Below are 25,921 nucleotides of genomic sequence, written 5' to 3'. Positions count from 1 at the left end.
GTTTTCAAAGAGCAATTTGTTGTAGGTTTCTTTCAACTAATTCATCTTAACATAACGTTGAATAGTTGTCAACTTCTACGAAGTGTTTCTTTTTTAAAATCGCTCATTAATTAGGCGACTTCATTATCATACTGCTATTTTTCTTTAGTGTCAACATTTAATCCGTAAAATAAGAAGCTCTAATAACACTTACCTCTTGAAACCATCTTGTTAGTGAATACAAAAAAAACACCCTACGTGTTTCATCATTAAATTAATCAACTGGGACGCACTAAACTGAAGATTTTATCTAAACATGACCTTATACTATTTAATTGGATTATTCTTTTATAAAAAAGATTGATCATTTTAATGTTCCTTAATCAACTAAACCAGCTAATAGGATGTCAATATCTTTCTCTAAAATTTTCATTTCCCTTATGAGTATACTATTTTTGTTCATGACAAATAACCCTCCAAAACCCTTTTTGGAAGGATTTTTCTCTGTTTCATAAAACCGTTAATCAGGATAAATCTAGGAATGCTTCTTTTCTTATTAAATAAAACGTAATCCAATGAAGCAACTTATTCATACAAACTGGTTGCCTTCGCTGGAGTAGATTCAAGTGTTCACTCATCAGGTAAGTTTACGGCAACCATTAATCGTTTTACGAAAAGAGGTTCGAGCAGACTTATTCTCTTCCCTTTAATGTCATAACTCATTAACCCTAACCCGAACAATGCAATAAGTAATATCAATAATATCTAAAACATATTTAACATCCCTGTTTTCTCCAAAATAAAAAACACTCTATATGAGTGTTTTTTTGATATTTATTTCTTCATCTTATTGCCTGCAACTGCTGCCACTGTAATAGTAAGAGCTGCTACACCTATTTTAAATACTTTATTATTTTGAATTTTATATTATGTATCCTTTATAAGCATAGTCCTTCTTATTTCTCTAATTTCACTCAGCACAAAAGCCTTATCACTATCTGACAAATCTCCTTTTTGTATCATCGAATAAAGATTCTTTTTTTCCTCTATTAGATCATTCATTAATTTATCATATGAATGATTTAAATTATCGAGATACATCTTAGATAGCTCCGTAAAGTTTGGAATTTTACTATCCAAACTTTCTAAAGCTTCCACAGGTAGCTTAGGTAAATTCTCTATAAATCCTTCAAACATTTCTATATCAACTATTTCTTTAGCATCTTCTACACCAAGTTTATCAAAGACCTTTTTAACCTTCATTAAATTTTTTTCATTATCATTTGCCAATTAGAATATTCTCCTAGGATTGACAATATTCCTGCTTCAAATTTAAAAACTGCCTCTCACAAATGAAGGACTCCTCAAAAATTAATCTGTATTAAATCCTATTCTCTGGTATCTTCAACACTGGCTACCCGTTACTTGAAGAAGAAAACTTCATTTTTCAAATCTAACTAACGTTTTTTCGGATATTTCAATCTGGTCAATATCAAAGTTATTGATTTGGAAAGTTATCTCACCCTCTCGCTTTTCAGCTTCTTCTCCTACCCAACAACTATACAGTTCAAAAAAACCGCCTTTTTCAAGGTAACTGTCCATAAATTCACATAGTTCTATTAGCTTCTTTTTTGATTCGACACACGATTTTGGGTTCGTATATTCTGTAATCTCAATTCCCCAATGACTTGATACTTCATAAACATAAGGAGTAGTAAACTGATATTTCTTTACATTTAGCAGGTCATACTCACCCGCAAAACAACTGCCAATATAAAAAGAATCATCTGAATATTCATCATCATTAATCGGTATTTCTATATTACAGCCAATGTAGGAAGCCAAACTCATTTCCACTCACTCCTTATTATTTCTTCTTAAACTGTTCTGCCCCTATAGTTGCATAAGAAAGAGCTGCCTTAAAGACAGCTCTGACCACCCGTTAGTTGAAGAACTAGCTCTTAGTAAAATAAGAACTGTAAATATATTATCCCATTACATCTTTAAGACGTTTATTTTGTCTTTTTAAGAATAGCCAAAATATCAAAAGAACACTAAATAAAGTAAATAATAATATCGGTGCCTGAAAAATACTCCAAGTGCTTGGTCCGTAATAGGTTAATTGGTGATGTCTCTCAATAGTCTGTTCGTACGAACTTTTATATTCATATTGAATGATCCATCGATTATTCGCCATCACAACAGTTCCTAAATCGTAACCACTAGGGGTAATAGGCACATTCTTCCTAAGTATCCCCTCGTTCCCAATGACGATGGCAGCTTTATTGTACTCAATAGGATAGATTGTTGTAGGTTTCTGTTTTACAGAAGCATTTTCTTGTAACCAATCTTCTATATCTGCTGCTGGAAAAACAGCTAACAAATTAAGTTTTTTATTATACTTATTAAAAATGGTAAGAAGTTGTTTTTCTTCTTTTTCAGTCACTTCTGTTGAGGCTCCAAGAATATGTAATACATCATCCATAATGGCTTCTTTTTCTTGTTCTACTACTTCTAACTTAGTTATTTCTGCTTTAATTTCACTAAACTTTATTATCGAATGAATTAGAAAAATGAATCCAAACAGCAAGGAGAAAAGTGTTGCTAGAAGTAAATAATTCGTCAGTTTCTTTTGAACGTTGAAGAAGCTGGATACTTTTTGGAATGGTCTCTTTACTTCAACTTTATACACTTCATCTATCTCATCGGAAAAATCAACATCATTTTTCATACTCTCTAATAATTCTCTACATTTTTCACACGAGTTCATATGTTCCTCAATAAAATGATTACTATCTTGGCTGCACAAATGATCGATATAAGATGGGAGTAAATCTCTCACTATATTGCATTTATTGTCCATTGTTATCCTTACCCCTTTCCCTTAATTTCATCTTAGCCCTATAAAAAGTAACTCTTGCCCAGTTTTCATTTTTCATCTGAATTTCTCCTATTTCTTTGAAACTAAGACCACCTAAGATTCTCAAAAGTAAAACCTCTTTATATGGTTCTTCAAGTAAGTGTATTATTCGGTATAGGGCAATTTTGTCTTCCGAATAAATAAGTTCAACTTCAGGAGAAGTATGTATTGCGGCATCTTGAAGCATATGTCTTTGTTGTTTCTTATTACGTTCAAGATGCTTATAATAGGAGTGCTTCGCTATTTGACAAAGCCAAACTGACATTTTACATTCACCAATATATCTATCAATGGATTTTACAGCTTGATAGAAGGTTTCTTGTGTTAGTTCTTCTGATAAATCTGGGTTGTGACAAAGACACATTAGATATTTAAAAACTTCTTTAGCATAATTGCTATAAATTTCATCTAGTTCTCCCAAGCCTTTTCCTCCTTTCGTCTATATATCCGATTCAAGTCAATTTTGTTACAAAAAATATTTATTTTTATTGGCAACAGAAAACCGCCAAACAAAATGGCGGCTTAAGCATTTAATTCAACATAACTAACCTGCCCCGTTACTTTAAGTGAAATGTTTCATAATATGTTCTCTTATACAAACAAAAATCTTTTGTTTCCTTTAGCCTCTATTTGCACGTGTGAAATGAACAAAGCAGCATAAGATATATATTAGAGTGAACTATGTAAGCTGATTTTCATAATACATTCCATTTTCCTTCTTTTATTTTGAATATTTCAACTGATTACATTCCTTGCAAAAACAAGAATAAGAAGAGGGGCAGGACACAAACTATGCTAAAAAGGAGAGTGTATATCATGGATGAAAAGGGTTTAAAACAGAACGCTAATAATACTTTACGTACGAATAAAAAGAAAACTTTAGAAATAATAGCAAGTGTTGATGAGTTGAAAAAAGAGCATGAACCAGAGTATGTCTTTTTATATTGGGATGAGTTGAGATAACCTTTAGTTTAAGAAGTTACATGCTTTATAAGCCTTATTTGTACTTATAAAGTTACAATCCTTCTAAAAAATCCACTCTTTTAGAAGGACTTATGACCCTTTCTTTTATAACTTGTTCTGCTTTTTAATACCCGCATACACATCGTCCCTTTGCTTTGGTTGATTTTTACATTTTTTAACCACTTTTTCAATCACCATTCTTCATGCTCCTTCATATAATACCTCAAAGGAAAACCGGGGGTATCAACATGCAAGACAATCAACATGGATCGCAAATGACTGAGGTTGAAAAGTTTGATGAATGGGTAAAAAGTTTTTTTCTGGATCCGGAAACTTGTGCGTTGGATCATCAACTTTTTTCAATTGATATATACGAAAGTGACGATGAGTATATGGTGGAAGCGGTTTTGGAAGATCATGATGTGAAAGATATTAAAGTATGCCTAAGTGATAATGAGCTATCGATCATCGTTGACGATACTCATAAGCCATTTCTTGAAAAAAAAGAAGATAAGCTACCCACACAGAGAAAAATCCCTTTCCCCTTTTCGATTTGCTCACGCAGAATTACCGCTGAATTCTCGAATCCGATTTTGGTGATTCGCATCCATAAGTTTTCCCCCGGAAAAACAGCTGAAGATATTAACATTGAGTAGTTCGTTCATAAAAATAAAAAGAATGGCCTAGGGGACCACTTCCCCCTTAGCCATTCTTTTTTCTTGATTATCCAGCAAAATAAAAGGACGTCCGACTTCCATTTTGTGTCGAAAAAACTTGAAGCTGTGCATCGATTCTTTCTTTCAATTCCGGCACATGGGAAATTATCCCTACCAATCTTCCAGTGCTTTGTATATCCATTAATGCTTCAATCGCATGATCAAGGGATTCAGGGTCGAGCGTACCGAAACCTTCATCGATGAACATCGTTTCGAGTGAAATTCCGCCAGCATTCTGCTGGACAACATCCGCAAGACCCAAGGCAAGTGCAAGGGAAGCCTTAAAGCTCTCTCCTCCCGAAAGGGTTTTGACATGCCTCTCTTGCCCTGTATATTGATCATACACCGATAACTCCAGACCGCTCTGGATATTCCTTCGTGTAGGATCAAGCTTTCGCAATAACTGATATCTTCCGCTTGTCATTTTCAGCAGCCTTGAATTGGCTTCTTTTAAGATATCATCTAAAAAGGCTGCCAGTACATAACGTTCAAAAGTTATTTTAAAGGAGTTTTGACCCTTGGAAATCTCAGACAGATGACCGACGATACTGTACCTTTCATCCAAACTTTTCTGTTCTTCCCTAATTTGCGCCAATTTCCTTTGGACTTCTTCGTTAGTCCGTTTTTCAGCCTGCAATTCATTCTGTTTTTGGCGTAACGACTCCAATTCTTCATCGATGAAATCGAAAGTCTTTTTCAATCCTTCAAGATCCGGTTTGGTCACATCTTTTAATTTCATTTCCAAATCATGAAACAGACTTAAAACACTTTGCCAATTTTGATTATACTTCTGAACTTGGTCCTCCAAATTTCCAAGAGCAGCTTCCGATATTTTTGCTGCCGTATATTCTTTATAATTGGAAAAACCTTGATTGGTCATATCCGCAATTAACTTTTCCCGCTCCTCTTTCAATTCTGTATTTAAAGCCTCGATATTTCCACTTAGGGATTCTTTTTTTGCACTGATGGCGGATTCTCTTTCCTTCACCAGTTGAAGGTTTTTTTGTGCATCTTCCAAAGCCGACTGTAAGCGTTTCTGTGTATTTACAGCCATTCGATAAGCTGCAGTATATTCTTCCTCTGTCCGTATTCCGTCAGGCAGGGAATCGGTTAATCCTGTTAGTTTTGTAGAGTTTTCAATATACCTGGTTTTCCCTTGGTCCTCTTTTCTCTCTAAAGAGATCAGATTTTCCTTTAGCTCGGATGCTTTCTCTTTTAAATCCAGCAACCTTTTTTCCAGATCATTTAATACTGACTTTTTCCGCATCAATTCTTTTAGCTGTTCTTGCAGCACTTTTCCTTTTTGTACAAACTGCAGCAAATGCTCATCAATATCTTCATCCCTAAACTCCGGCATGTCATTTTGTAAGTCACTTAGCTTCTCTTGTGAAGACTCTAACAGTGCGTCATATTTGGATTTCGCTTGATAATATTCACTTTCAGCTTGGCTTTTTTGTTGTTCCGCCGTTTTCAGCTTGTTTTCTTGCTCTTTCAGCTCCAAATCCGTCGGCATATGCTCATGCATCTGTGCTGGTTTTGGATGACTTTGAGAACCGCACACAGGACAATTTTCTCCAGAGTGCAGCATGGAAGCAAGCATACCCGCTTGGCCTGATCGCCAGTTTCGGTTCAGGGTTTCCAGTTTTTCCTTCTCCTGAATTTGTATTCTTTGTAACTCCTGGAACCGATTATTCTTTTCATCCAGCACTCGTTTCGTATTCTGGATTTCATAAAGAACTTCTTGTAGCTTTTTAATTTTCGATAAAGATGAATGATTTCTTTCTGCTTCAATTTCCTGATCACGATAAAGAACAGCCGCTTTTTCCGCTTCTGTTTTTTCTTGAGCGACTTTCTCAGCTTCCGCTTCGACCGACAGATGTTCCGAAACAGTTTTTTCACGAAGTCGTTTACAAGTTTGCCACTCTTTTTCATCTAAGGTAACCTGTGCTTTTAAGCTTGCAAAAGTCATGACAGCCTCTTTTACCTGCTCAAGCTGATGAACAGCTCGGACTGCCTGCTCTCTTTCATTTTCCTTCAACATTTCCTTATCATAGGAATCCTGCTTCTCAATGCGCTCAGTTCGTAACTTCTCGGACTGCTCACTTAACTTTTGAAGTTCGGTTTTCGCATCTTGCACTTGTTTGCCAATTCGCAAATAGTATTGTTCCTGCTTTTCAAGTGAAGCCGCTTTGTGTGCCATTTTAATTTGGACTTTCACTAGTTCCATTTCTGGCAGCTTTGCTTCAAGGGCCTCTTTTTCTTTTCGAAGTTTTTCTTTTTCCGAAAATCGATTTAATAAATCGACAGCTTTTGAAAGCTCTTGATTTACTTGATCACGAGCTTTTTGCTTTTCCTGTATTTGGTTATTTATATATTCATTTTTTTCTGTTGCTTGTACAATGACTTCCTGTAACAACGGTAAAACCTGCTGTTCATTAGGCTCTTCCCCTTGCAATTGCGCCTGCAGCTCTTCATGATTTCCAGGATGGATGCCTTTCATCAATTCAATTCGCCGCTGAGCACTTTTTTCGCTTTGCTTTCTTAGGATGGAAGCCTCTTCTTTTAATTTTTCTTCTATTCGTTTATAAAGTTCTGTATGAAATAATTTCTGGAGAATCTGTTCTTTATCCTTGCTGTCGGAAGTTAACAGTTTTCGGAATTCATTTTGTGGAATCATCAGGATTTGCCGGAATTGGTTCGCATCAAGTCCAATGAGTACCTTTATTTTTTCATCAACTTCCCGGATATTTGCACCCAGCAATTTTTTCCCTTCAGGCAATAACTTATATAATTCAGCCTTTGCTCCAACAGTAGTTGTTCCTTCACCTGCTTTTTTCTTCCGTTCCTGTTGTGGCGACCGGATCACCAAATACGTTTTTCCACGCAAGGTAAATTGTAACGAGACTTCAGTCAACATGTCATCTTCGGCAAACTGACTTCGTAAATCTTGCCCGCTCCGATCTTCACCGCTGGCTTTTCCATATATTGCAAAACTAATCCCATCAAATATCGTTGTTTTCCCTGCGCCTGTCTTTCCAGAGATGACAAACATGGTCCGTTCCCCAAGGGAATTAAAGTCAATGGTTTCCCTTCCTGCATATGGTCCGAATGCCTGCATCGTTAAAATATCCGGTCTCATTTCAAAGCCTCCTCTTTCTTAACAGCTTCAATTACCGAAACCATCAAATCCTGCTTTTGTGAATCAAAGTCCCTATCAGTCATTTCTTGATAAAACGTTTCAAACAGGTCCAATTCTGATTTCCGTTCATCTTTAACGGAAGTGAAGGAATTTTTCCTCCTAAGGTCGGTCAAATCCCATTTTCGCTCCAGATGAAGTACGTTCGGATAAATCTGACGCAAGCGGTTAATGGGATCGATGAGTGCACCCTCATCATTTAGTGTTATTTTCAAATAGTCATCCCTTTTTTGCGATTGATAGAAAGCGGGATCAAGCAACTCTTCCATAACCCCGGATATTTCCCTCATATCGAATTTGGGTGTCAAAGAACGATAGCGTATATTGAAACTTCCATCTTCTTGCATATCGACGATGGAAAGCGATTTATTCTGCTTGGCCTCGGAAAAAGAGTATTTTAATAGTGATCCAGAGTAAAACACCTTAGGATGACGTATCGCGTCTGGGCTATGTAAATGCCCAAGTGCCGTATAATCGAACGCATCGAATAAGTCGGATGAGACACAGCCAGAACCACCTACCGACAAGACCCTTTCCGAATCGCTCGTTTTTCCGCCTAATACAAAAGCATGTCCTACAAAGACATTTGGCTCATCACTATTGAAATTCTCGGCTATCGTTCCGGTTATCCGCTTCATCGCTTCTTGATGGGAATGAATGCTATCATCTTCAAAAAGATGGCGGACCGTCCCAGGTTCTGCATAAGGAACACAATAAAAGTTCACGCCCTTGATGCGAACCGGCTCACATGTTTTTGTCAATTTCCCATGAATGTATAACTGACTATGACGATACCACGATGAACCGAATGCGAGTCTTTCCGCAGAATCATGGTTTCCCGATATCGCAACGATCGGTGTATTCATTTTCACATTAATCGTATAAAGGATTTCATCAAGAAGCTCCACTGCTTCAGTCGGAGGCACGGAACGATCATATAAATCACCGGCAATCACCACGGCATCCGGTTTTTCCTCTTCGACAATTTCTATGAATTGCAAGAGTGCATGCCTTTGGTCATCTGTCATATGCACCCCGTGAACGATTTTACCTAAATGCCAATCAGCCGTATGGATAAATTTCATAGTTTCACTCCGTCCTAAATTTTACTTACTATTATTATATCAAAAATTTAACGAATAGCATGGTTTGGGTACAAACGTTCTAATTTTTACCACACTGCCCCATTCTTTTGCATGATGTAAAATAAAAAAAGCATCCTCTAAAAGAGTCTGCTTTTTTCATCATTAGCTGAATAAATGTTCATATGGACCCATATTCACCTTTCTTTCAGCTAATTTTTTTTGCAAAAATTTATGGTCCCGCTTTGGTGTGGCAATGATATAGCCGCGTATCACTAAATCTTCCGTAATATCGCCCGCTTTTTCCTTTAGCGCCAACTCCCCGATTTTTCCCGCAATCTTATGACGGGCAACATCACGAAAAAGTTCTGGCACAGGACTCACTAAATCTTCCAGTAATTCCTTTTGCTGCTTTGACCATAAGTGCTTTGTTTGATCCAAATAGTATTCTTCCCAATCCATATCGGATTTCCCATCTTCTTTTGGAAATCTTTTCAGAAACTTTCGAAACATGAAAAAGCCACCTATGCTCATCAATATAATTAAAAGGGCTACCCAAAATAGAATGAACCATAAAAACCATCCGCTAAGCAAAGTACCACCTCATATGTATAGATTGATCGTCACTATTATTATAGACAGTAACCCATATCTTTACAAGACTGGAAATGCAATCATTCCTGACCGCTCACTTCCAGCAAGACGAGTGAAAAATCCCCTACCGCATTTTCTTCATATAGATTCGTGACCGAAGTTGCATAATTAAAAATCTCTGCACGAAACTCCTCGTTTGACTGTGGAATCTTCAAATCAAAAACCATCTGATAAAGAAGTGTAGTAATATCATGATATTCACTATGTGTGACCTTGAAATTGAAACTGACTTTTCTGATTTCCTTACCTTCAGAGTCCTTTACAGTTTCAGAAAGAAAATCCGTAACTTGAAGCGGAACATCGTTTAAAAGGACCTCGTCAAACATTATCAACATCTCCTTAATAAAGTGGTTAAAGACATGTTATCACTAGAAACTTTCAGCGCCAATTATTCAACCTTGAAAAAACGAAAAAACGTGCAAAGGAAACCTGAGCACGTTTTCTTCAGATAAATTTACTTTCCCTTTTTAACGATTATACGCCATTTAGCGTCATCGATTTGCTCGAACTCGGTGATTTCATGACCTTCTGTAGCAGCCCAACGCGGAATGCTTTCCGTTGCTTGTGTGCAATCGAAATTAATGATCAATTCCTCACCTTTTGCCATGTCCGCGATCGCTTCTTTTGCTTCCACTAAAGGAAATGGACATACCATTCCAGTCGTCTCCAGTACCTTTGCCATTTATATTCCACTCCTTGATTAAAAAGTTTTTGACTCGTATCTTAAGCCGCTTTGGACGCGGCGGCTGCCTGCTTTTGCTTACGGATGATCGTGAAATATGTTGCTACCCATGTACCCAGCAGGAAAAAGACAATCGCAATCCAACCTTGCCAAGCAAATAACGCCGAGTTCACCAGGCCATTTCCGATTGTGCATCCCCCGGCAACACTTGCACCGAATCCCATGGTTACACCGCCAATTGCATTATTACGTAACGTTTTCATATCAGGCAAACGCCAACGAAATTCACCGCTCCCTTTGGCAGCAATGAAAGAACCTAAGAAAATGCCTACCACTAAAAACGTTCCCCAATCGATTAACGCATCATCTCCAGTGATAAGGAAAGTTAAAATGTTCGCGGAAGGCGCTGTAATTCCAAGTCCGAACATCCTCCCTGTCATTGCACTCAGCGGCCAAGCCATGATTGCAATAAGGCCGACCAATAATGCTGTCACAAAAGGATGCCAGCGTTTCTCGAATAAGATGTGGGCCAATCCCGTTTTTTTCGGTTTCATTTTAAAAATTGGTAGTTTCGGTTTTCTCAATTCACGAATCACCAATATGCCAACCAAGAGTATCACAATAATAACAAGCACCCAAGGCGAAACATTTAACGTTTCCTGAATATACGTATCTTTTGTACGATAAGATAACAGATTATCCCCTGCCACTTTCCATACACCATATTTCGTCATTGCTGCCCCTAGCATATATCCAAATAGGGCAACCCAACTTCCGATCATGCCTTCTCCGGCACGATACCATGTTCCAGTGGCGCAGCCTCCTGCCAGAACCATACCAATACCAAAAATAAAGCCACCCACAATGGTTCCCAGCCATGGAAACCCATCATTTCCAAACTGAATGACCCCTGTATCATTCAATGCATAAACTCCAATACTTTGTATCGCTATAACAATAAATGTAGCCAAAAACATCCGTCCATCTTTAGCTAAAATCAAATCACGATATGCACCCACAACACAGAAACGGCCTCTTTGAAGCACAAATCCCAGCAGTAAACCACAAATAATCCCTAACACAATCATTTGTAACATGTACCGTTTCCTCCTTAAGTAAAATAATAATAATACTAATATAATATAATCCGGATGAAATTACTAGGTTTTTGGATTGATTTTTTTCTAATGAAGTTCCCATGCAAATGAAAAACCCGAGTCATCATGAATAACGACTCAGGTTTGCTAGATTATTCCTTTAATTATTAAACCATACTGCCTCCGCCCAAACTGGCTGCTTTAACTTTCTTATATTGATAAAGCATGGCAATTCTCCACGGAACGATCATTGCAAAAGCAAGTAAGAAAAACATTCCGCTCAATACACCGATTTCAATCGTGCTTCCCAGCATCAGCTTTGCCACCAGTCGAATCACCATGAGACCAATCAAAATGAATATGAACGCTTTAGAGCGCAGAATATAAATTTTTTCATCTCTAACTTCAAATTTAGATGTTTTGATCAATAAGATGGAAAATAGCATTCCTGCAACAAGTGCCTCCAACAATTCGTATCGAGTGACCCTGAACATCGGGAAAATAAACATCAAGGCACCGGTACTCATAAACAGTGGCGGTAAAATGATTTTCTTTTCATTCACTGGTTTTTCCGTTTCCTTCATCCGTAATATGAAAACACCTATAGCCATCACAATCGCTATACCTGTTGATATATATATCATCTCTTAACCATCCCTTTAAACTAATAATAGGTAAGTGCCATTAAAAATTATATATGACTTCAATTTATAAACAAAGTATATAGTACCTATTTAAGATAAACAAGGAGGTGTTTATTAATTAAGCCCGCTTTTGATGATGCTTCCAATTCCCGCCCTCGACTGTAGGCTTGACGATAAAAACTTGCGCCCTGAAATACCCTTCATAATTTCTTAAATCAGGATTGAATTTCTAATGCTTACCGCCCAATTCCGCCCCTAAGACCCAAAAATCTACGAAATTGGCACAATAAGACCTGATAGCAGGCCTCAACTAGAATAATATTGAAAAAATAACTTATTATGGACTAAAAACCTGTAAAGCCACCGAATAGTCTAGACAGGACTTCAATTATTTTGGTCATCCAATCAAAAAACAAAACCACACCCATCACAATCATTAAATATCCGCCAATCTTCATGATGTATTGGCTGTACTTTTTGATCCATTTCAATTTTCCGACAAAGAAGGATAATATGAAGAACGGTATGGCAAACCCTAAAATATAGGCAGTCATATAGCTCATGGCAGCACTAGGATTAGTTGCCCCCAGGGAAATGACAGCACCTAACAGCGGACCTGCACAAGGCGTCCATCCAGCCGCGAAGGCCAGTCCGATAAGAATGGAACCTATATATCCGCTAGGTCGATTCTTGAATTCAAAACGACTGTCCTTCATCAAAGATTTCGGCTGAAAGATTCCTACAATGAATAAACCAAAAATTATTATCAGGATGGCACCAATCTGACGAATTAATTCTTTGTAATCCGAGAAAAAAGAGCCTAAGTATGAAGTGCTAAAACCTATTGCAATAAATACCAGCGAAAACCCAAGTAGGAAGAATAAAGTATGCAGCATGCTTCTTCTTTGGAGCATGGCGTTCTCGGATTTGATTTCGCCAACACTCATTCCAGTGATATAAGATAAAAAGGCCGGATATAGCGGTAAGCAGCATGGAGAAATAAAACTCAGGAATCCCGCCCCAAAAGCTAAAAACATATTAATATCATTCAAATAAGCTCACTCCTATGTATGTCAACCTATAAACATTGTAACAAATAAGATAAAAAAATACATTTATGGAACTGTGAATATTTCATGACGACCAATAGCTTATAACTGGATGGGCGACAGGCTAAGTTAACTTATTTGAATTCATTAGTCCAAGTCGATATAATTGTTATATTCATACAGATTTTACAACGAACACATAAATTAAGGGTACCTTGAAATAAATGTTGGGGCCAGAAAGGAAATATAATGGCTAAAAAGAATGAATTTCTCGAACAGATTGAATTAAAGAGAAATGAACTTATCAAAATTGTCGCTAAAGATGGTTTAAACTCGCATGTTGCCGTTGAATATAGCCAGCAACTTGATCAGTTACTAAATAAATATAATGAACTTTTTTATAAAACCGGTACAAATTTTTAATCCAGTACATCTCCCATTGATAACCACATAAGTTATTATATGATTTATTTTGCTGTCAATCTCCCCTTTTTACCTTCTTTCTCAATTAGGATACTTAGGCATGACCTTTGCAATATAAGAAAACGGGCAACCGCCATGGGCACTGCCTGTTTTTCCATTTAATATAATGCATATGAATCATTTTGCAATATCAACATCGGGATGTCGGAGCATAGTTTGTCAAAACTAGAACAGCAGAAGATCCAGCTAAGACGGAAGAACCGTCCGGACCACTTCCTACACCAGTGTGACACCCGGTTGTGTACGTTACTTAATCCTCGTTGCAGCACCCTACACACCACATATGAAGTATTTTCGGTTATCTAAAAATGGCAGCCGGAACTTAAATTCTTTAACTGTACTTCCAAGTCGGCGGCCTCAATTGATTTCCATATATATTGATCACGAGTAAACCGTGTGAATTCACGAGTAAATGCGTGGAATTCACGAGTAAATGCGTGGAATTCACGAGTAAATGCAGAATTCACGAGTAAATGCGTGGAATTCACGAGTAAATCGTGTGAATTCACGAGTAAATAGCGCGAATTCACGAGGAAACGCAGAATTCACGAGTAAATGCGTGGAATTCACGAGTAAATCGTGTGAATTCACGGGTAAATGTGCAGAATTCACGAGTAAATGCGTGGAATCCAGAGTTAATAGCGCGAATTCACGGGTAAATGTGCAGAATTCACGAGTAAATGCGTGGAATCCAGAGTTAATGGCGCGAATTCACGAGGAAACCCTGTAAACTCACGAGTAATAGTGTGAATTCACGAGTTAATTAGCAAAATCCAAGAGTTAAACGACCGTATTCATTCACGAGTAATCAGCTAAATCCACGAGTAACAGTGTGAAATTTATGTTCAGAAGTAAATAGCAGGATAGCATTCATTTAAAGACCCTAATTGCGACAATCAATGGACTATAGAGCTATTCGTTTAAGAGATACTTACAAATAAAAGAAACGGTTTTACTCCCTAATGTATTTATTTTTAAATTCATCCAGGAAACCTCACCTTTTCTTGTTCCTTTTTCTAAACGAACATACAAATTAAAATGATTAAAAATGTGTTTGACAAATCGCTCAAAAGATATTATCTTTAATTAAAGATAATTCAATTCAAGATAATGTTTTTTTGTCACTAAATCTCGAATTGAATATATCTAAATTGAAAGTAAATTCCAGGAGGAATCATAAATGATTGGTATTGGTTTATTAGTTATACGCATAGTGATCGGGTTATCGTTTGTTGGACATGGAGCTCAAAAATTATTTGGGTGGTTTGGCGGTCATGGATTGAAAGGCACAGGAGGCTGGTTTGATTCGATTGGCATGAAGCCAGGAGTTACCATGGCCCTATTTGCCGGTCTATCTGAGCTTATTGGCGGAGCTTTATTTGCTTTAGGTCTCCTTACACCCTTTGCCGGTATATTAATTGCACTTACAATGCTCGTTGCGATCGTTAAAGTCCATGGAGCAAATGGCTACTGGGCAACTCAAAACGGTTATGAATATAATCTTGCCATTCTTGCAGTGGCGATTGGCGTTGCGCTAACCGGAGCTGGCCCATACTCAATTGATTCCTTTCTATTTTAAGGAAGCTTGAGTTTTATAATCCCTATATTATGAAAAACACGGAGTTGGATATAACCACTCCGTGTTTTTCTTTTTCCCCATTGCTCAGAATTTTTTATTTTGGTTATCAAAGCTTAAAACTCGAGTAAAGGATACTTCGATTATAGTATTGAGGAAAAGGAACATAGGTTGTCCCATATTTAAATAAGATGGTTTCAATATTGAAATGCAAACTACCTGTGAAATCACTGCTGTACAGTAATATTCACAAATGAGTTGGAATAATGCCATTAAATTATAGAGTACCATTGAATCCTATCTCTATGCCCCCCAAAAGGTAAATTTTGGATTTTGAAGACTAGTTCCTAATTTGAAATATCATGTCTAAAAACTAAGACTCATAATCAGGAAAAGTAGAGTACAGTAATAATGACAATGATCATACCCTCATGTTTTTTTATCTCCGGTGTGTCCTCAATGAATCAACAGAAACGTTATTTTTTATAGAACTAAGTTATTTATATTCCCTCAGAGACAGTTAAAGTGCTCCTATCCCATCCTGAAGATAATAGAAATAAATGGTAATCCAATTCGTTTCTATGGCTTTCAGTATACAAACGATAGATATTTAGACTCTAGTACCCCGATTGATGACATAATCATTTACTCTCTCATAAACCTTACTTCGATGAATATTCCTTAATACTTGAAAACAGAAAAATACAGTAATAAAAAGATCAATGAAAAAGGGGGCAAAATAAATGAGGTTTTTATCTTTTGTGACAGTATTTTTATTTTCTTTTAGTCTTGCCGCAACAGGATTTGCCGAGGAAAATGGTACAAACGTTAGCGAAGAAAGACTGACACCAGAAGAGTTGAATTATCTTGTAAATGAAGTCGGCAATACTCAAGAAGAATCCGAGGATTTACCTGTTGAAGTTTCAAGACGTTTAATTGAAGAGGAGGCTAAAGTTATAGATTCTGGATCGAAATTTATGGTTATATTTGATTCAGAAGTTACTAAACCAGGGCAAATCAGCACTTTTGCATCAATTGCTGCAACAACTTTAAAAATGGGGGGAACTGTATATAAAGTAAAAAGTGATCGTTCAAAAGAAGATAAATTTTATATATACGGTAACTTTCAATGGCTAAAAACACCTTCATTTACTTTAGTGGATAAAATGACGATTGGTTTCCCTTCAGGTTAAGGACTGTACCTGCCAACTAGTGGAGGGAAAGTAAAACAACACCAGCACAGATATTCTCAAGATCAACAAGGAAATGGACGTTGGATTGATTATGTAATCAAGTATTCTCCAAGTAATTGGGAACCAAGTGCTGGAGTGGCTGGTTCATTTGATATAAGGGCTTCTACTAGTAAAACCAAGCATAAAGGGTACATCGGACAATATGTATATGTTCCCACATCCAAAAATGGTAAAATAAACATTAAAATAACGTATGGTCATAGAAGAATTGCTGGTGCACCTTCTGTGTCAGTTTATCCGGCCGGTTTATCTATTACACCAACAACAGCTACAGATACAAGGTCATATGCATTGACGCTGTCTTATTGATCTGTTGTTAGAATGGGGGTCCCATGAGGCAAGTCATTATTAATTTCATTTTCATTCTAATCATATCAGTGATTTTATTTTTTATCTTTAGCTATGATGCATCTTTAGATGAACATTTTATATTGTCTCTTTTACTTATCATTTCTCTGCAAATATCTTTGATATTAGCTATTCTGTTAAAAAGAAGGTAACACCAGAAGAGCAACCATTAATTAATGGTTGCTCTTTTGGCGTTACTTAGCGTCCTTCCTAACCTTTTCCACGCTCACCATATAGAAAGCCCCTTTCCTCACCAAAATTCCCAAGTGTATCTGCGGTTTAGGCTTAAGTGCTAATCAATAAAAATTCTAAACTTTCCCCTGTTTTATTTCCGAATCAGCTTAGAAATAGAATGTTCAGGTATTCATTCGGACTCAATTTAAAACCACATATTAGATTCTCACTCATATAAATCCCCCTTGCATAATCATAAAAAAACCCGGATAAGAACACTTTTATATGTGTTTCTTAACCGGGTTATATAACCAAATCAGTATTTTTACGAACTTTTATTCAATCCCCGGAAACCATCCTGGAGAGTGGATGATCGCTTGCCATAATGGGTCTGGAATATCAAGTTGCTGCTGATTTTCTTTGTTTATTTTGGTCACGATTTCAGCTTCCCTGCCTTGTTCCACTTTTTGTACCCATTCAGGATCAATTATGATTTCACGCCCTAATGCGATTAACGGAACCCCCGATTGCAGTGCTTTGATCGCATCATCTGCTGTATAGATGGAACCAACACCAATTAATGGAACTTGATCTCCGATACGTTCTTTAATGATCTCTATCCGAGGTCGGTCAATGTCGGTTCCCCGTCTTGCTTTCGACCAGAAATCCATTAATGAAACATGAAGATAATCCAGATCCTTTGTTACAAGCCCATCAATTAATGCAAGTGTATCATCCATTGTGATTCCTGGTGTTTCCGGTTCTTCCGGTGAAAAACGGTAACCTACGATGAACGGATCCTTGGCATGGTTGGCAACCGCCTTTTTCACTTCATCCACAACCGCTAATGGAAAAGTTAGGCGCTTTTCAAGAGAACCGCCCCACTTGTCTTCACGACGGTTCGAATGCGGCGAAAAGAATTGCTGTAGCAAGTAACCATTTGCACCGTGAATCTCGACACCGTCAAATCCCGCTTCAATGGCACGTCTGGTGGTTTGACCAAAGTCGAGAATGATCGATTCTATTTCCTTTTCAGATAGTGGACGTGGAACGGCTTTCCCTTCACCTTCCGATGGGATGTTGCTTGCACTGACAACATCACCATTTACCAATTCAGGTGGAACCTCTCGGCCGCCATGAAAAATCTGGAGAATCGCCTTTGCCCCCTTCGCTTTAATCGCTGATGCCAAACGACTTAGACTAGGTATCAATTCATCCTGATCTCCGCCAAATTCCCCGTGAAAGCCTTTGCCATTAGCCGTCACGTAAGTACATGCCGTTATAACCATGCCGACCCCGCTTGACCGACGTTCATAATAGTTAACTTCGGCGTCGGTTACAGACCCGTCAGGATTAGAAGAGAAATTTGTCATAGGTGCCATCACCAATCGATTTTTCACTTCTAATTTCTTTCCTAAATTAAACGATTCGAATAATGGTGTATATTTAGAATTCATTTAGTAATCCTCCATCTAGTTACCCACTGTGTTGGTTGGTATAAGTCATTAATTCACAATATCATCCACGTATTATGATTATAATCATGTATATTTTGCGATTAATGCCGAAATGGCTTCTTTTGGCTGGAAGCCAATAGCTTGATCTACCTTTTCTCCATCTTTGAATAGAATAAGGGCTGGAATCCCCATCACTCCATATTCGCTCGTCGTATCTGAATTTTCATCCACATTAAGTTTAACGATCTTAACCTGATTACCCATTTCCTCATCGATTTCATTAAGAACTGGGGCAATCATTTTACACGGACCGCACCATGGGGCCCAAAAATCAACCAATACTAAGCCTTCCTTGATTTCACTAGCAAAATTATCATCTGTAACATGTTCTATTGTCATGATCATTTCCTCCTTGTATTATCCGAAATATTTATGATCTTTACTCACATCTTTTTAAAATCAAGTTTTGCGATTCTATTTCCCGGAATTTGTACCTCTGATTGCCGGGCAGTTATTTTCGGGTGGATTTTGATGGATTCCAATTTACCGGATAACTCCATAAACCATGTTTCATCTTTAGAAAGTAAAGCCAAATCAATTAAGGCCAAAAGATGAGCTTCGTTACTGATTTCTAGATCCGGCAGTTTTTCAGTCCATTTACTCGGAATCCAAATCGATTTCCCAACCGCTTTTTCATTGTCACTTTCAACTACATTCACTTTAACGATTTCTCGATTATCGCTTACGGTTTCAACGAAACCATGGATAAGTTCCCCATCTCTTGATTTTCCCTGTACCCAGTCCCCATTTTTGAACAGATTATTTTCAACCATTTCCTTAGCACCCCTTTATGTTCATTTAATATTAAAACTATAGTTATTAACTGTATTAATAAAATATACATTTTGTGCAAAGAAAAAACTAAATCAATATCACGGACATTGTTTAATTTTTTCCAAAAATGTGCTGAGAGTTATATCTTCTAAATATTTTTCAAAATATAATTCAGCTTCATTAAATATTTGATCCATGACTACCTGGGTATTTGAAGATATGACACATTTTTTCTCCGGATCGCCTGTACACCACTTTGGTTTCAGGGTTCCATGTGAGACCGCTATATAAATATCCGCCAAACTTACCTCTTCAGGGTTACAGTCTAGAATATAGCCTCCGCCCACACCTTCTTTAGTCTTAACAAATCCCTTTTTTCTTAAGCTGCTCATCATTTTCCGAATCCTAGCCGAGTTTGTACAAACGTTTTCTGCGATGGACTCACTGCTTGCCATATGATCTGGTAGATAAGCTAAATAGACCAAACTATGCACAGCTATTGTAAAATCACTATTCACTTTACGTATCCTCCTCAAGGAGATTACTGTAATATTAATATTTACAGTTGATAAAGTCAACTCAAAAACCTCAACAGCTTCCTACATTATATTTGATCAATTTAGTATTGCAGTGAAATCCCCACTTTACGCTTTTAATATTGTCCAAGTTAATGAGCCTTAAAGTAAGACTTGGTGATACACTAAATTGACAACGAATCCATTCTTTCTTCATGAATGGTTTTTCTATTTACAAATATTCAAATAAAAAACACCCGATTACTCGGATGATTACTTTAATCAATTTTATATTCACTAACTCATTAATGGTTTAGTGCTTAAATAAAAAGATTAATAGAAAAATTTTTTATTTTTTACATTTAGATTTCAATTTGAATTTTGATTCCCATTTGTTGTCTTTAAATTTACATTTGTGTTCAAATTTAAGTTCGCACATAGGAAAACAAATCTTACATTTTTTCACAAAATCATTTATCATTCTAACCACCCTCCTTAATACTGTATATGCATTTTTTGATAGAAAGTGTGGACAAGTATAATTTTTTGGCGCATTTACTTTCCAAATAAATAAGCCCTCACATAGATTGAGGACTTACCTTACCATTCCAAAACAAAAACCACCTTTTCTGAATCATTCATTCAGAAAAAGTGGCTTAAGAAACAAAAATGAAAGATAAACCAAAATTTTATATAAAATCGGTGGAAGGATTCAGACTAAATCCATTTCGATATTATATAAAATTTTGCATCCAATCTTCCAAGAACATTGATATATCAAGGTTTCATGCTATCTTATTTTGTTTGTTGTTTATTCATGGCGCTCATCATTTGATTAATTTTCTTTTGGGATGGTTTCATACCCATTTGCATCATCATCATTTTCAACATTTGTTCGTTAATTGGCGGATTTTTCTTTAAGTAATCCATCATGTATTTACGAGCGATGAAAAATCCCAGCACTACTCCAGCAATCAATGCCAGTACGCCAACTAGAATGTAAACCCACATACTATTTCCTCCTTCATGTTGTCTAACATCAGTGTACTAGACCAAAGGTTATTATACAATACCCGCTACCGAAAAGTCCCCCATTTAGACAAATTTTCTTTCTTTTATCGGTTTTAACCAACCGTATTTTTCATGTTCAAAATCAATGGCCAGAAAACTCGCTTCATATTTTCGAATACTTTCAAAGAAAGCCGTCTCCGCTTCATAATCTCCTTCAGCTTCAAGGGTAATGGAATTATTCTGAATGATTAAAACGGCTTTACTTGATCCGTTTGTTTTTTCTAAATAGTATTTTCCATTTTGAGTCCAATAATTCATCTTTTTTTGCAAACGTTGTTCAATAGCTAACTGCAACTGGATAATCGGGACTTTTTTGGTGACATATTCGATTTGTTTTTGCAAAATACTCTTCAGTCTGCCCCTTGCTTGAATATATTCCAAAAACAAATTGAAAAATAGCTTTTCTCTTCCATAGTAATGATGGGCAAATTCATCTTCGATTAAATAAATTTGATAGGTTCTCATCAGCCAATGCCTCCTAGCTTTCCTATTTTGGTCACGAAACATCTAACCGCCAGCACCCTGTCCACTATTTTCCACTATTGATGACTTTCCCCTTTAACTGACACATTTAAACGAAATTTATTTATTCTTATTATATATTGACAAACAAAAAAGATATGTTGTTTGCTGGAGAAATTTTCTTCTTTTTTTGTCGAATGGAAGATTTCCTTTAGTATAGAAGCACATTCAATATTGATAAAAAAACTGACACCAATCTAGTTGGTGTCAGTTCCGCATTACTATTATTTAAGCATTTCTTTAACACGAGCAACTACATTTTCTACAGTGAAACCGAATTCTTCCATGATTTTACCGCCTGGTGCAGAAGCTCCAAAATGATTGATGGCTAATATTTCACCCTCATCACCTGCATAACGATCCCAGCCAAACGGTGAAGCCACTTCGATAGCTAAACGTTTTTTCACTGCCGGATTGATTACGCTTTGTTTATATTCTTTTGATTGAGTTTCAAATCGGTCCCATGATGGCATGCTGATTACCGCAACATCAATTCCTTCATTCGCTAAAGCATTCTGTGCTTCCACAGCCAAGTTCACTTCGGAACCAGTCGCAAGAAGTAATGCATCAGCTACTTCTTTCTTAGAAGCAGAGATGATGTAAGCACCTTTTGATACACCTTCATACGCAGTTTCGGAAGTGCCTTTTATTGTTGGCAATCCTTGACGAGTCAGTACAAGAGCAGTTGGTTTATTTGTTGACTCCATAGCAACTTTCCAGGCTGCTGCCGTTTCATTGCCATCAGCTGGACGGATTACCCCTAGGTTAGGCATTGCACGCAATGATGCTAATTGTTCGATTGGCTCATGAGTCGGTCCGTCTTCGCCTACAGCAATGCTGTCATGGGTGAACACATAGTTAACAGGCAGTCCCATCAGTGCTGCCATTCTTATGGCAGGACGAAGGTAGTCAGAGAATACGAAGAATGTTCCTCCATATACTTTTAAGCCACCATGAAGTGCCATTCCATTTAAAGCCGCACCCATAGCGAATTCACGTACACCGAACCAAATATTACGGCCACTGTAATTACCTGGTAATAGATCTGTCTCACCTTTGATGGCAGTATTATTAGACCCAGCTAAATCAGCAGAACCCCCAATGAAGCTAGGGACCTTTTTGGCGATCGCATTCAGTACTTCCCCACTTGAAGCACGGGAAGCTAATGTCTTACCTTCTTCATAGACTGGAATTTCCTGATCCCATTCAGCAGGCAGTTCACCTTTGATGGCAAGCTCCAATTGCTGTGCTAACTCAGGATGTGCTTCTTTGTAATTTTTAAACAATTCATTCCAAGCTTCTTCTTTTTGAGCTCCTGCATCAACAACAGCTTCATTGAAGTGTGAATACACTTCTTCAGGTACATGGAAGTCCTCTTCGAATGTCCATTTGTATGCTTCTTTTGTCAATTTCAGCTCATCTGCACCAAGCGGAGCGCCGTGAACGGCAGATTTACCTGAACGATTTGGTGAACCGTAACCGATAACCGTCTTCACTTCGATTAATGTTGGGCGTGCTTCGTCGGTTTTCGCTTCTTCAATCGCTTTAGCAATTTCCTGAAGATCGTTCCCATCCTCAACGCGAATATATTGCCATCCATATGATTTGAACCGGTCAGCTACGCTTTCACTAAATGATTGACTTAAGTCGCCGTCAAGGGAAATGTCATTAGAATCATATAAAACAACAAGTCTTCCCAGTTGTAGATGTCCAGCTAATGAAGCGGCTTCCGCAGAAACACCTTCCATTAAATCTCCATCCCCACAAATGCTATATGTATAATGATCGACCACATTATAAGAATCACGGTTATAGCTTTCTGCCAAATGACGTTCTGCCATTGCCATTCCGACCGCCATTGCGATACCTTGTCCAAGCGGTCCGGTAGTTGCATCCACACCAGCTGTATGTCCGTATTCAGGATGGCCTGGAGTTTTACTGCCCCATTGGCGGAAGTTTTTCAAATCATCGATAGATAAGCCATAGCCCGATAAATGAAGAAGGCTGTATAACAGCATTGACCCATGACCAGCTGATAGTACAAAGCGATCTCTATTAAACCAATCTGGATTTTTCGGGTTATGGTTCATATATTCGGTCCAAAGTTTATACGCCATCGGCGCTGCACCCATTGGCATACCTGGATGGCCTGAATTAGCCTTTTCAATTGCATCAATCGATAATGTACGAATCGTATTGATAGAAAGTGCATCTAATTTATCTAACATATCGTAAAACATCCCTTCCTGTAATGTACCTCTTTATATTATAGTGACAAGCATAATATCACAACTAAAATCACTATTTAATGCCCCGATATTACAAATTTCTAGGAATAAGAAGTCCCCTATTTAGATTAAACTAAATAGGAGAATACATACATGAATGCACATTCTTTTTACTCCAAAATGCCAAAGAATCCTCAAATGGAATGTTCCATCAGAAGAATCCAGGCATTAATGTAAATTTCGTTTTTCTTTTATATTTTTTATCTTTTGAGGAGTGACGTCATTACCCTCTGGATCCACGACTTTCACATGCTCCAACGTGTCGGACATGGATTTTCTGAATGTTTCCAAATACTCACTTCTCAATTGTGTTTGCTCTTTCGCTTCAACTTCCGTCAAGCCTTCAGCCTTTGCCTTTTTAGAAAGTACATTTATACGGGCTATTTTTTCTTTTGATAACATAATTTCGCTCCTTCATAATCTGCGGATATTGTCATGGTATTAAAAAAAAGGCGAAATTACAAGTTCTATGATTTACTTTCCTTTGCATTCATTTGATGTTCGAGAAAACGCCTGTTCACAGTAGCCTTGGATACATTGTATCCAAAGCCTCTTAATGTCGCTGCGATTTCTGAGAATGTTAATCCATTGGCACGCAGTTTAATAATTTCTTCAATAGGAATCTCCATACGGTCCCTTCCAGTGGAATTCCTTTGATTCTGAAGATTTTTTTGAGGACGGTACCCTTTTTCAACGGCTCTCATCATTCCGCGCTTGATTTTAAGATTATGTAGTTTCCTTTGATATTCTTCTACAATGCCCACTATCTGAATGACCATGGCATCCGAATCCGATAACTCCAGCTCCCCATCGTGTGAGAGCGTATAAATTTTCACTTCTTCTTTAAGGATGACATGGAAAAGGGCTATTTTGGCATTCCCTCTTCCCAGCCTTGTTTCGTCCTGGATTAATAGGACTTCAGCTTCTTTGGTTTTAAATAGTTCGAGCATGTCAAAAATGCCATCCCGATTCAACTCATAACCACTTGCCTGTTCTTTTATAATGGAGACAACTTCCACATCCAACTTTTCAGCCAATTTGACTAATTCATCTTCCTGCCTTGCCAATGATGTTTCCTGTGACTCTTTTTCGGTGCTGACCCTACAATAGATTACCGCCTTCATAATACCCTACCTTTACTACTTACTTCTCACTGGCCAAATTCTGGACAAGTTCTTCCCCTTTAACAGGTATGACAATGACTTGTCCAGGTTTTATCGAATCCGCACTGACTCCATTATTCTCTTCTATCCAACCAATGAATTCTTTTTTTGTCAAATTTGATTCTTCATATTCTTCGGCAATTCCCCATAGGGTGTCACCTTCACTTACTTCTATAGAAAGGAAATCCTTTTTTTGATCATTGTTCAATGTACAAGAGAATAAAATTGAAAAGATGAATACTGATCCCGCTAATAGAATCGTATAAATATAATTTTTGTATAATTTTTTCATAATAATCCCTCCAAAGCGAATGTTCGTTCGTATACTATGATCAAATTATAATACGAACGTTTGTTTCAGTCAACAACAAAATTCGAACTTATGTTTGTATAGAGATGGGGGCCATGCTATAATGTAGCAAAGAACATTGGGGAAGAGGTGCACAAATGACAAAACTATCAAAACGGCAGCAAGATATTCTTGATTTCATTAAAGAAGAGGTCCGCCAAAAAGGGTATCCGCCTTCCGTACGGGAGATTGGCGAAGCAGTGGGGCTTGCATCAAGTTCAACAGTACACGGACATTTATCCCGCCTGGAAAGTAAAGGCCTTATTAGACGTGACCCAACCAAGCCAAGGGCCATTGAAATAATGAATTTGGAGGAAGCGAACAATATTCCCAAAGTCAATGTCGTGAACGTGCCGTTACTTGGAAAAGTAACAGCGGGCATGCCGATAACAGCTATTGAGAACATTGAAGAATACTTTCCGCTTCCCGAAAGCATGGTTCCACATGATGACCATGTATTCATGCTGGAAATCATGGGTGAAAGTATGATTGAAGCAGGAATTCATGATGGGGATTATGTCATCGTGAAACAACAAAGCAGTGCCAATAATGGAGATATCGTCGTGGCGATGACGGAAGATGATGAAGCCACTGTAAAACGATTCTTTAAGGAACCGGATTACATAAGGCTTCAGCCTGAGAACTCAAATATGGAACCAATTATTTTACGAGATGTTTCGATACTTGGAAAAGTAATAGGCTTATATAGACAAATACACTAAAAGCGCTTCCCGCGCTTTTTTTGTTTGTTTAATTTATGTCCCGAATTCTCTCAATATGCATATGGAAGAGTAGATAATGATATATTTTTAATAGACTCAAGTTTTCATGGGAAATTAAACATCCTTTATACGGATGAAAGTATCTCCTTTCTGGTAATATGAACTTTGGAAGAAAGCTCATTGA

29 protein-coding genes and 1 pseudogene are annotated in these 25,921 nt (G+C 37.4%); 8 read left to right on the top strand and 22 right to left on the bottom strand.

Annotated features, from left to right (window positions below):
• Window positions 1-574: 574 nt before the first annotated feature.
• Window positions 575-673 (top strand): annotated as a pseudogene (locus J7I96_RS22250) (transposase); the annotation flags it as partial.
• Between the two features lie 233 nt (window positions 674-906).
• On the opposite strand, the gene J7I96_RS22245 reads toward J7I96_RS22250, so the two are convergent.
• The 4 genes from J7I96_RS22245 to J7I96_RS22230 all read right to left on the bottom strand — a co-directional run bounded on the left by J7I96_RS22245 (window position 907) and on the right by J7I96_RS22230 (window position 3,320).
• Window positions 907-1,269 carry a hypothetical protein gene (locus J7I96_RS22245; RefSeq protein WP_214773816.1) on the bottom strand — a complete coding sequence of 121 codons (363 nt, stop codon included), beginning with the start codon at window positions 1,267-1,269 and terminating at the stop codon, window positions 907-909.
• 150 nt (window positions 1,270-1,419) lie between these two features.
• Entirely contained in the window at window positions 1,420-1,830 is a 411-nt protein-coding gene (locus J7I96_RS22240; protein ID WP_214773817.1) for a hypothetical protein, read from the bottom strand.
• Window positions 1,831-1,966: 136 nt separating this feature from the next.
• Window positions 1,967-2,842: a zf-HC2 domain-containing protein gene (locus J7I96_RS22235; RefSeq protein WP_214923786.1), complete on the bottom strand. Its 876-nt coding sequence runs from the start codon at window positions 2,840-2,842 to the stop codon at window positions 1,967-1,969.
• Complete coding sequence (locus J7I96_RS22230) at window positions 2,832-3,320, bottom strand: RNA polymerase sigma factor (RefSeq protein WP_214773819.1); 489 nt, start codon at window positions 3,318-3,320, stop codon at window positions 2,832-2,834. The genes J7I96_RS22235 and J7I96_RS22230 overlap by 11 nt, the downstream gene beginning before the upstream one ends.
• Window positions 3,321-3,715: 395 nt before the next feature.
• Here J7I96_RS22230 and J7I96_RS22225 point away from each other — a divergent pair, with 395 nt between their 5' ends.
• The gene (locus J7I96_RS22225) at window positions 3,716-3,862 is read left to right on the top strand and encodes a hypothetical protein (protein WP_214773820.1); all 147 of its coding nucleotides are present in this window, start codon (window positions 3,716-3,718) and stop codon (window positions 3,860-3,862) included.
• A 248-nt stretch (window positions 3,863-4,110) separates the two neighbouring features.
• Entirely contained in the window at window positions 4,111-4,518 is a 408-nt protein-coding gene (locus tag J7I96_RS22220; RefSeq protein ID WP_034312897.1) for an Hsp20/alpha crystallin family protein, read from the top strand.
• A 67-nt stretch (window positions 4,519-4,585) separates the two neighbouring features.
• Here the strand turns inward: J7I96_RS22220 and J7I96_RS22215 are convergent, their stop codons facing one another.
• The 8 genes from J7I96_RS22215 to J7I96_RS22180 all read right to left on the bottom strand — a co-directional run bounded on the left by J7I96_RS22215 (window position 4,586) and on the right by J7I96_RS22180 (window position 12,985).
• Entirely contained in the window at window positions 4,586-7,717 is a 3,132-nt protein-coding gene (locus J7I96_RS22215) for an SbcC/MukB-like Walker B domain-containing protein (protein ID WP_214923785.1), read from the bottom strand.
• Window positions 7,714-8,859, bottom strand: coding sequence for an exonuclease SbcCD subunit D (locus J7I96_RS22210; RefSeq protein ID WP_053534621.1), 1,146 nt, complete (start codon window positions 8,857-8,859; stop codon window positions 7,714-7,716). Before J7I96_RS22210 ends, J7I96_RS22215 begins: the two co-directional genes overlap by 4 nt.
• A 162-nt stretch (window positions 8,860-9,021) precedes the next feature.
• Complete coding sequence (locus J7I96_RS22205; RefSeq protein ID WP_034312903.1) at window positions 9,022-9,450, bottom strand: DUF2621 domain-containing protein; 429 nt, start codon at window positions 9,448-9,450, stop codon at window positions 9,022-9,024.
• Between the two features lie 80 nt (window positions 9,451-9,530).
• The gene (locus tag J7I96_RS22200; RefSeq protein WP_214923783.1) at window positions 9,531-9,836 is read right to left on the bottom strand and encodes a DUF3219 family protein; all 306 of its coding nucleotides are present in this window, start codon (window positions 9,834-9,836) and stop codon (window positions 9,531-9,533) included.
• 128 nt (window positions 9,837-9,964) lie between these two features.
• A complete protein-coding gene (locus J7I96_RS22195) occupies window positions 9,965-10,192 on the bottom strand; it encodes a sulfurtransferase TusA family protein (protein WP_034312908.1) in 228 nt (75 codons plus the stop codon).
• 41 nt (window positions 10,193-10,233) lie between these two features.
• Window positions 10,234-11,289 (bottom strand): YeeE/YedE family protein, encoded by a 1,056-nt coding sequence (locus tag J7I96_RS22190; RefSeq protein WP_214773823.1) that lies wholly within the window; start codon window positions 11,287-11,289, stop codon window positions 10,234-10,236.
• Between the two features lie 167 nt (window positions 11,290-11,456).
• Complete coding sequence (locus J7I96_RS22185) at window positions 11,457-11,933, bottom strand: CcdC family protein (protein WP_214773824.1); 477 nt, start codon at window positions 11,931-11,933, stop codon at window positions 11,457-11,459.
• 344 nt (window positions 11,934-12,277) lie between these two features.
• Window positions 12,278-12,985, bottom strand: coding sequence for a cytochrome c biogenesis protein CcdA (locus J7I96_RS22180; protein ID WP_214773825.1), 708 nt, complete (start codon window positions 12,983-12,985; stop codon window positions 12,278-12,280).
• A gap of 246 nt (window positions 12,986-13,231) precedes the next feature.
• On the opposite strand from J7I96_RS22180, the gene J7I96_RS22175 reads away from it, so the two are divergent.
• From J7I96_RS22175 to J7I96_RS28140, 4 genes are all read left to right on the top strand, one after another.
• Window positions 13,232-13,405 carry an aspartyl-phosphate phosphatase Spo0E family protein gene (locus tag J7I96_RS22175; RefSeq protein ID WP_084737866.1) on the top strand — a complete coding sequence of 58 codons (174 nt, stop codon included), beginning with the start codon at window positions 13,232-13,234 and terminating at the stop codon, window positions 13,403-13,405.
• A 1,240-nt stretch (window positions 13,406-14,645) separates the two neighbouring features.
• Complete coding sequence (locus tag J7I96_RS22170; protein WP_214773826.1) at window positions 14,646-15,044, top strand: DoxX family protein; 399 nt, start codon at window positions 14,646-14,648, stop codon at window positions 15,042-15,044.
• 740 nt (window positions 15,045-15,784) lie between these two features.
• Complete coding sequence (locus J7I96_RS28145) at window positions 15,785-16,234, top strand: hypothetical protein (protein ID WP_251025425.1); 450 nt, start codon at window positions 15,785-15,787, stop codon at window positions 16,232-16,234.
• Window positions 16,235-16,369: 135 nt separating this feature from the next.
• Window positions 16,370-16,603, top strand: a complete 234-nt coding sequence (locus tag J7I96_RS28140) for a hypothetical protein (RefSeq protein WP_251025426.1) — start codon at window positions 16,370-16,372, stop codon at window positions 16,601-16,603.
• A gap of 548 nt (window positions 16,604-17,151) precedes the next feature.
• Here J7I96_RS28140 and J7I96_RS22160 read toward each other — a convergent pair.
• The 10 genes from J7I96_RS22160 to yneA form a co-directional block, all read right to left on the bottom strand.
• A complete protein-coding gene (locus J7I96_RS22160) occupies window positions 17,152-18,273 on the bottom strand; it encodes an NADH-dependent flavin oxidoreductase (RefSeq protein ID WP_214923781.1) in 1,122 nt (373 codons plus the stop codon).
• Window positions 18,274-18,357: 84 nt separating this feature from the next.
• The gene (gene trxA, locus J7I96_RS22155; RefSeq protein ID WP_214773828.1) at window positions 18,358-18,672 is read right to left on the bottom strand and encodes a thioredoxin; all 315 of its coding nucleotides are present in this window, start codon (window positions 18,670-18,672) and stop codon (window positions 18,358-18,360) included.
• A gap of 44 nt (window positions 18,673-18,716) precedes the next feature.
• Window positions 18,717-19,106: an IDEAL domain-containing protein gene (locus tag J7I96_RS22150; protein WP_214773829.1), complete on the bottom strand. Its 390-nt coding sequence runs from the start codon at window positions 19,104-19,106 to the stop codon at window positions 18,717-18,719.
• A 99-nt stretch (window positions 19,107-19,205) separates the two neighbouring features.
• Window positions 19,206-19,625, bottom strand: a complete 420-nt coding sequence (locus J7I96_RS22145; RefSeq protein WP_214773830.1) for an RrF2 family transcriptional regulator — start codon at window positions 19,623-19,625, stop codon at window positions 19,206-19,208.
• 792 nt (window positions 19,626-20,417) lie between these two features.
• On the bottom strand, window positions 20,418-20,633 hold the full coding sequence (locus J7I96_RS22140) for a YneF family protein (RefSeq protein WP_034312934.1): 216 nt from the start codon (window positions 20,631-20,633) through the stop codon (window positions 20,418-20,420).
• Window positions 20,634-20,717: 84 nt separating this feature from the next.
• Window positions 20,718-21,158 carry a sporulation inhibitor of replication protein SirA gene (gene sirA, locus J7I96_RS22135; RefSeq protein WP_214773831.1) on the bottom strand — a complete coding sequence of 147 codons (441 nt, stop codon included), beginning with the start codon at window positions 21,156-21,158 and terminating at the stop codon, window positions 20,718-20,720.
• A gap of 281 nt (window positions 21,159-21,439) precedes the next feature.
• Window positions 21,440-23,443 (bottom strand): transketolase, encoded by a 2,004-nt coding sequence (tkt, locus tag J7I96_RS22130; RefSeq protein WP_214773832.1) that lies wholly within the window; start codon window positions 23,441-23,443, stop codon window positions 21,440-21,442.
• Window positions 23,444-23,671: 228 nt separating this feature from the next.
• Window positions 23,672-23,905, bottom strand: coding sequence for a DUF896 domain-containing protein (locus J7I96_RS22125; RefSeq protein ID WP_214773833.1), 234 nt, complete (start codon window positions 23,903-23,905; stop codon window positions 23,672-23,674).
• A gap of 65 nt (window positions 23,906-23,970) precedes the next feature.
• Complete coding sequence (locus tag J7I96_RS22120) at window positions 23,971-24,627, bottom strand: YneB family resolvase-like protein (protein WP_214773834.1); 657 nt, start codon at window positions 24,625-24,627, stop codon at window positions 23,971-23,973.
• 19 nt (window positions 24,628-24,646) lie between these two features.
• Window positions 24,647-24,958 carry a cell division suppressor protein YneA gene (gene yneA, locus J7I96_RS22115; RefSeq protein WP_214773835.1) on the bottom strand — a complete coding sequence of 104 codons (312 nt, stop codon included), beginning with the start codon at window positions 24,956-24,958 and terminating at the stop codon, window positions 24,647-24,649.
• 155 nt (window positions 24,959-25,113) lie between these two features.
• Between yneA and lexA the strand changes: the two genes are divergently transcribed.
• Window positions 25,114-25,737 carry a transcriptional repressor LexA gene (gene lexA, locus J7I96_RS22110; protein WP_034312948.1) on the top strand — a complete coding sequence of 208 codons (624 nt, stop codon included), beginning with the start codon at window positions 25,114-25,116 and terminating at the stop codon, window positions 25,735-25,737.
• Window positions 25,738-25,921: the final 184 nt, after the last annotated feature.

The organism is Bacillus sp. ISL-78 (genome assembly GCF_018613455.1).
Taxonomy (GTDB): domain Bacteria; phylum Bacillota; class Bacilli; order Bacillales; family DSM-1321; genus Peribacillus; species Peribacillus frigoritolerans.
The sequence above is the reverse complement of the archived record's forward strand: the minus strand, read 5'-3'. Positions and strand labels throughout refer to the sequence as shown.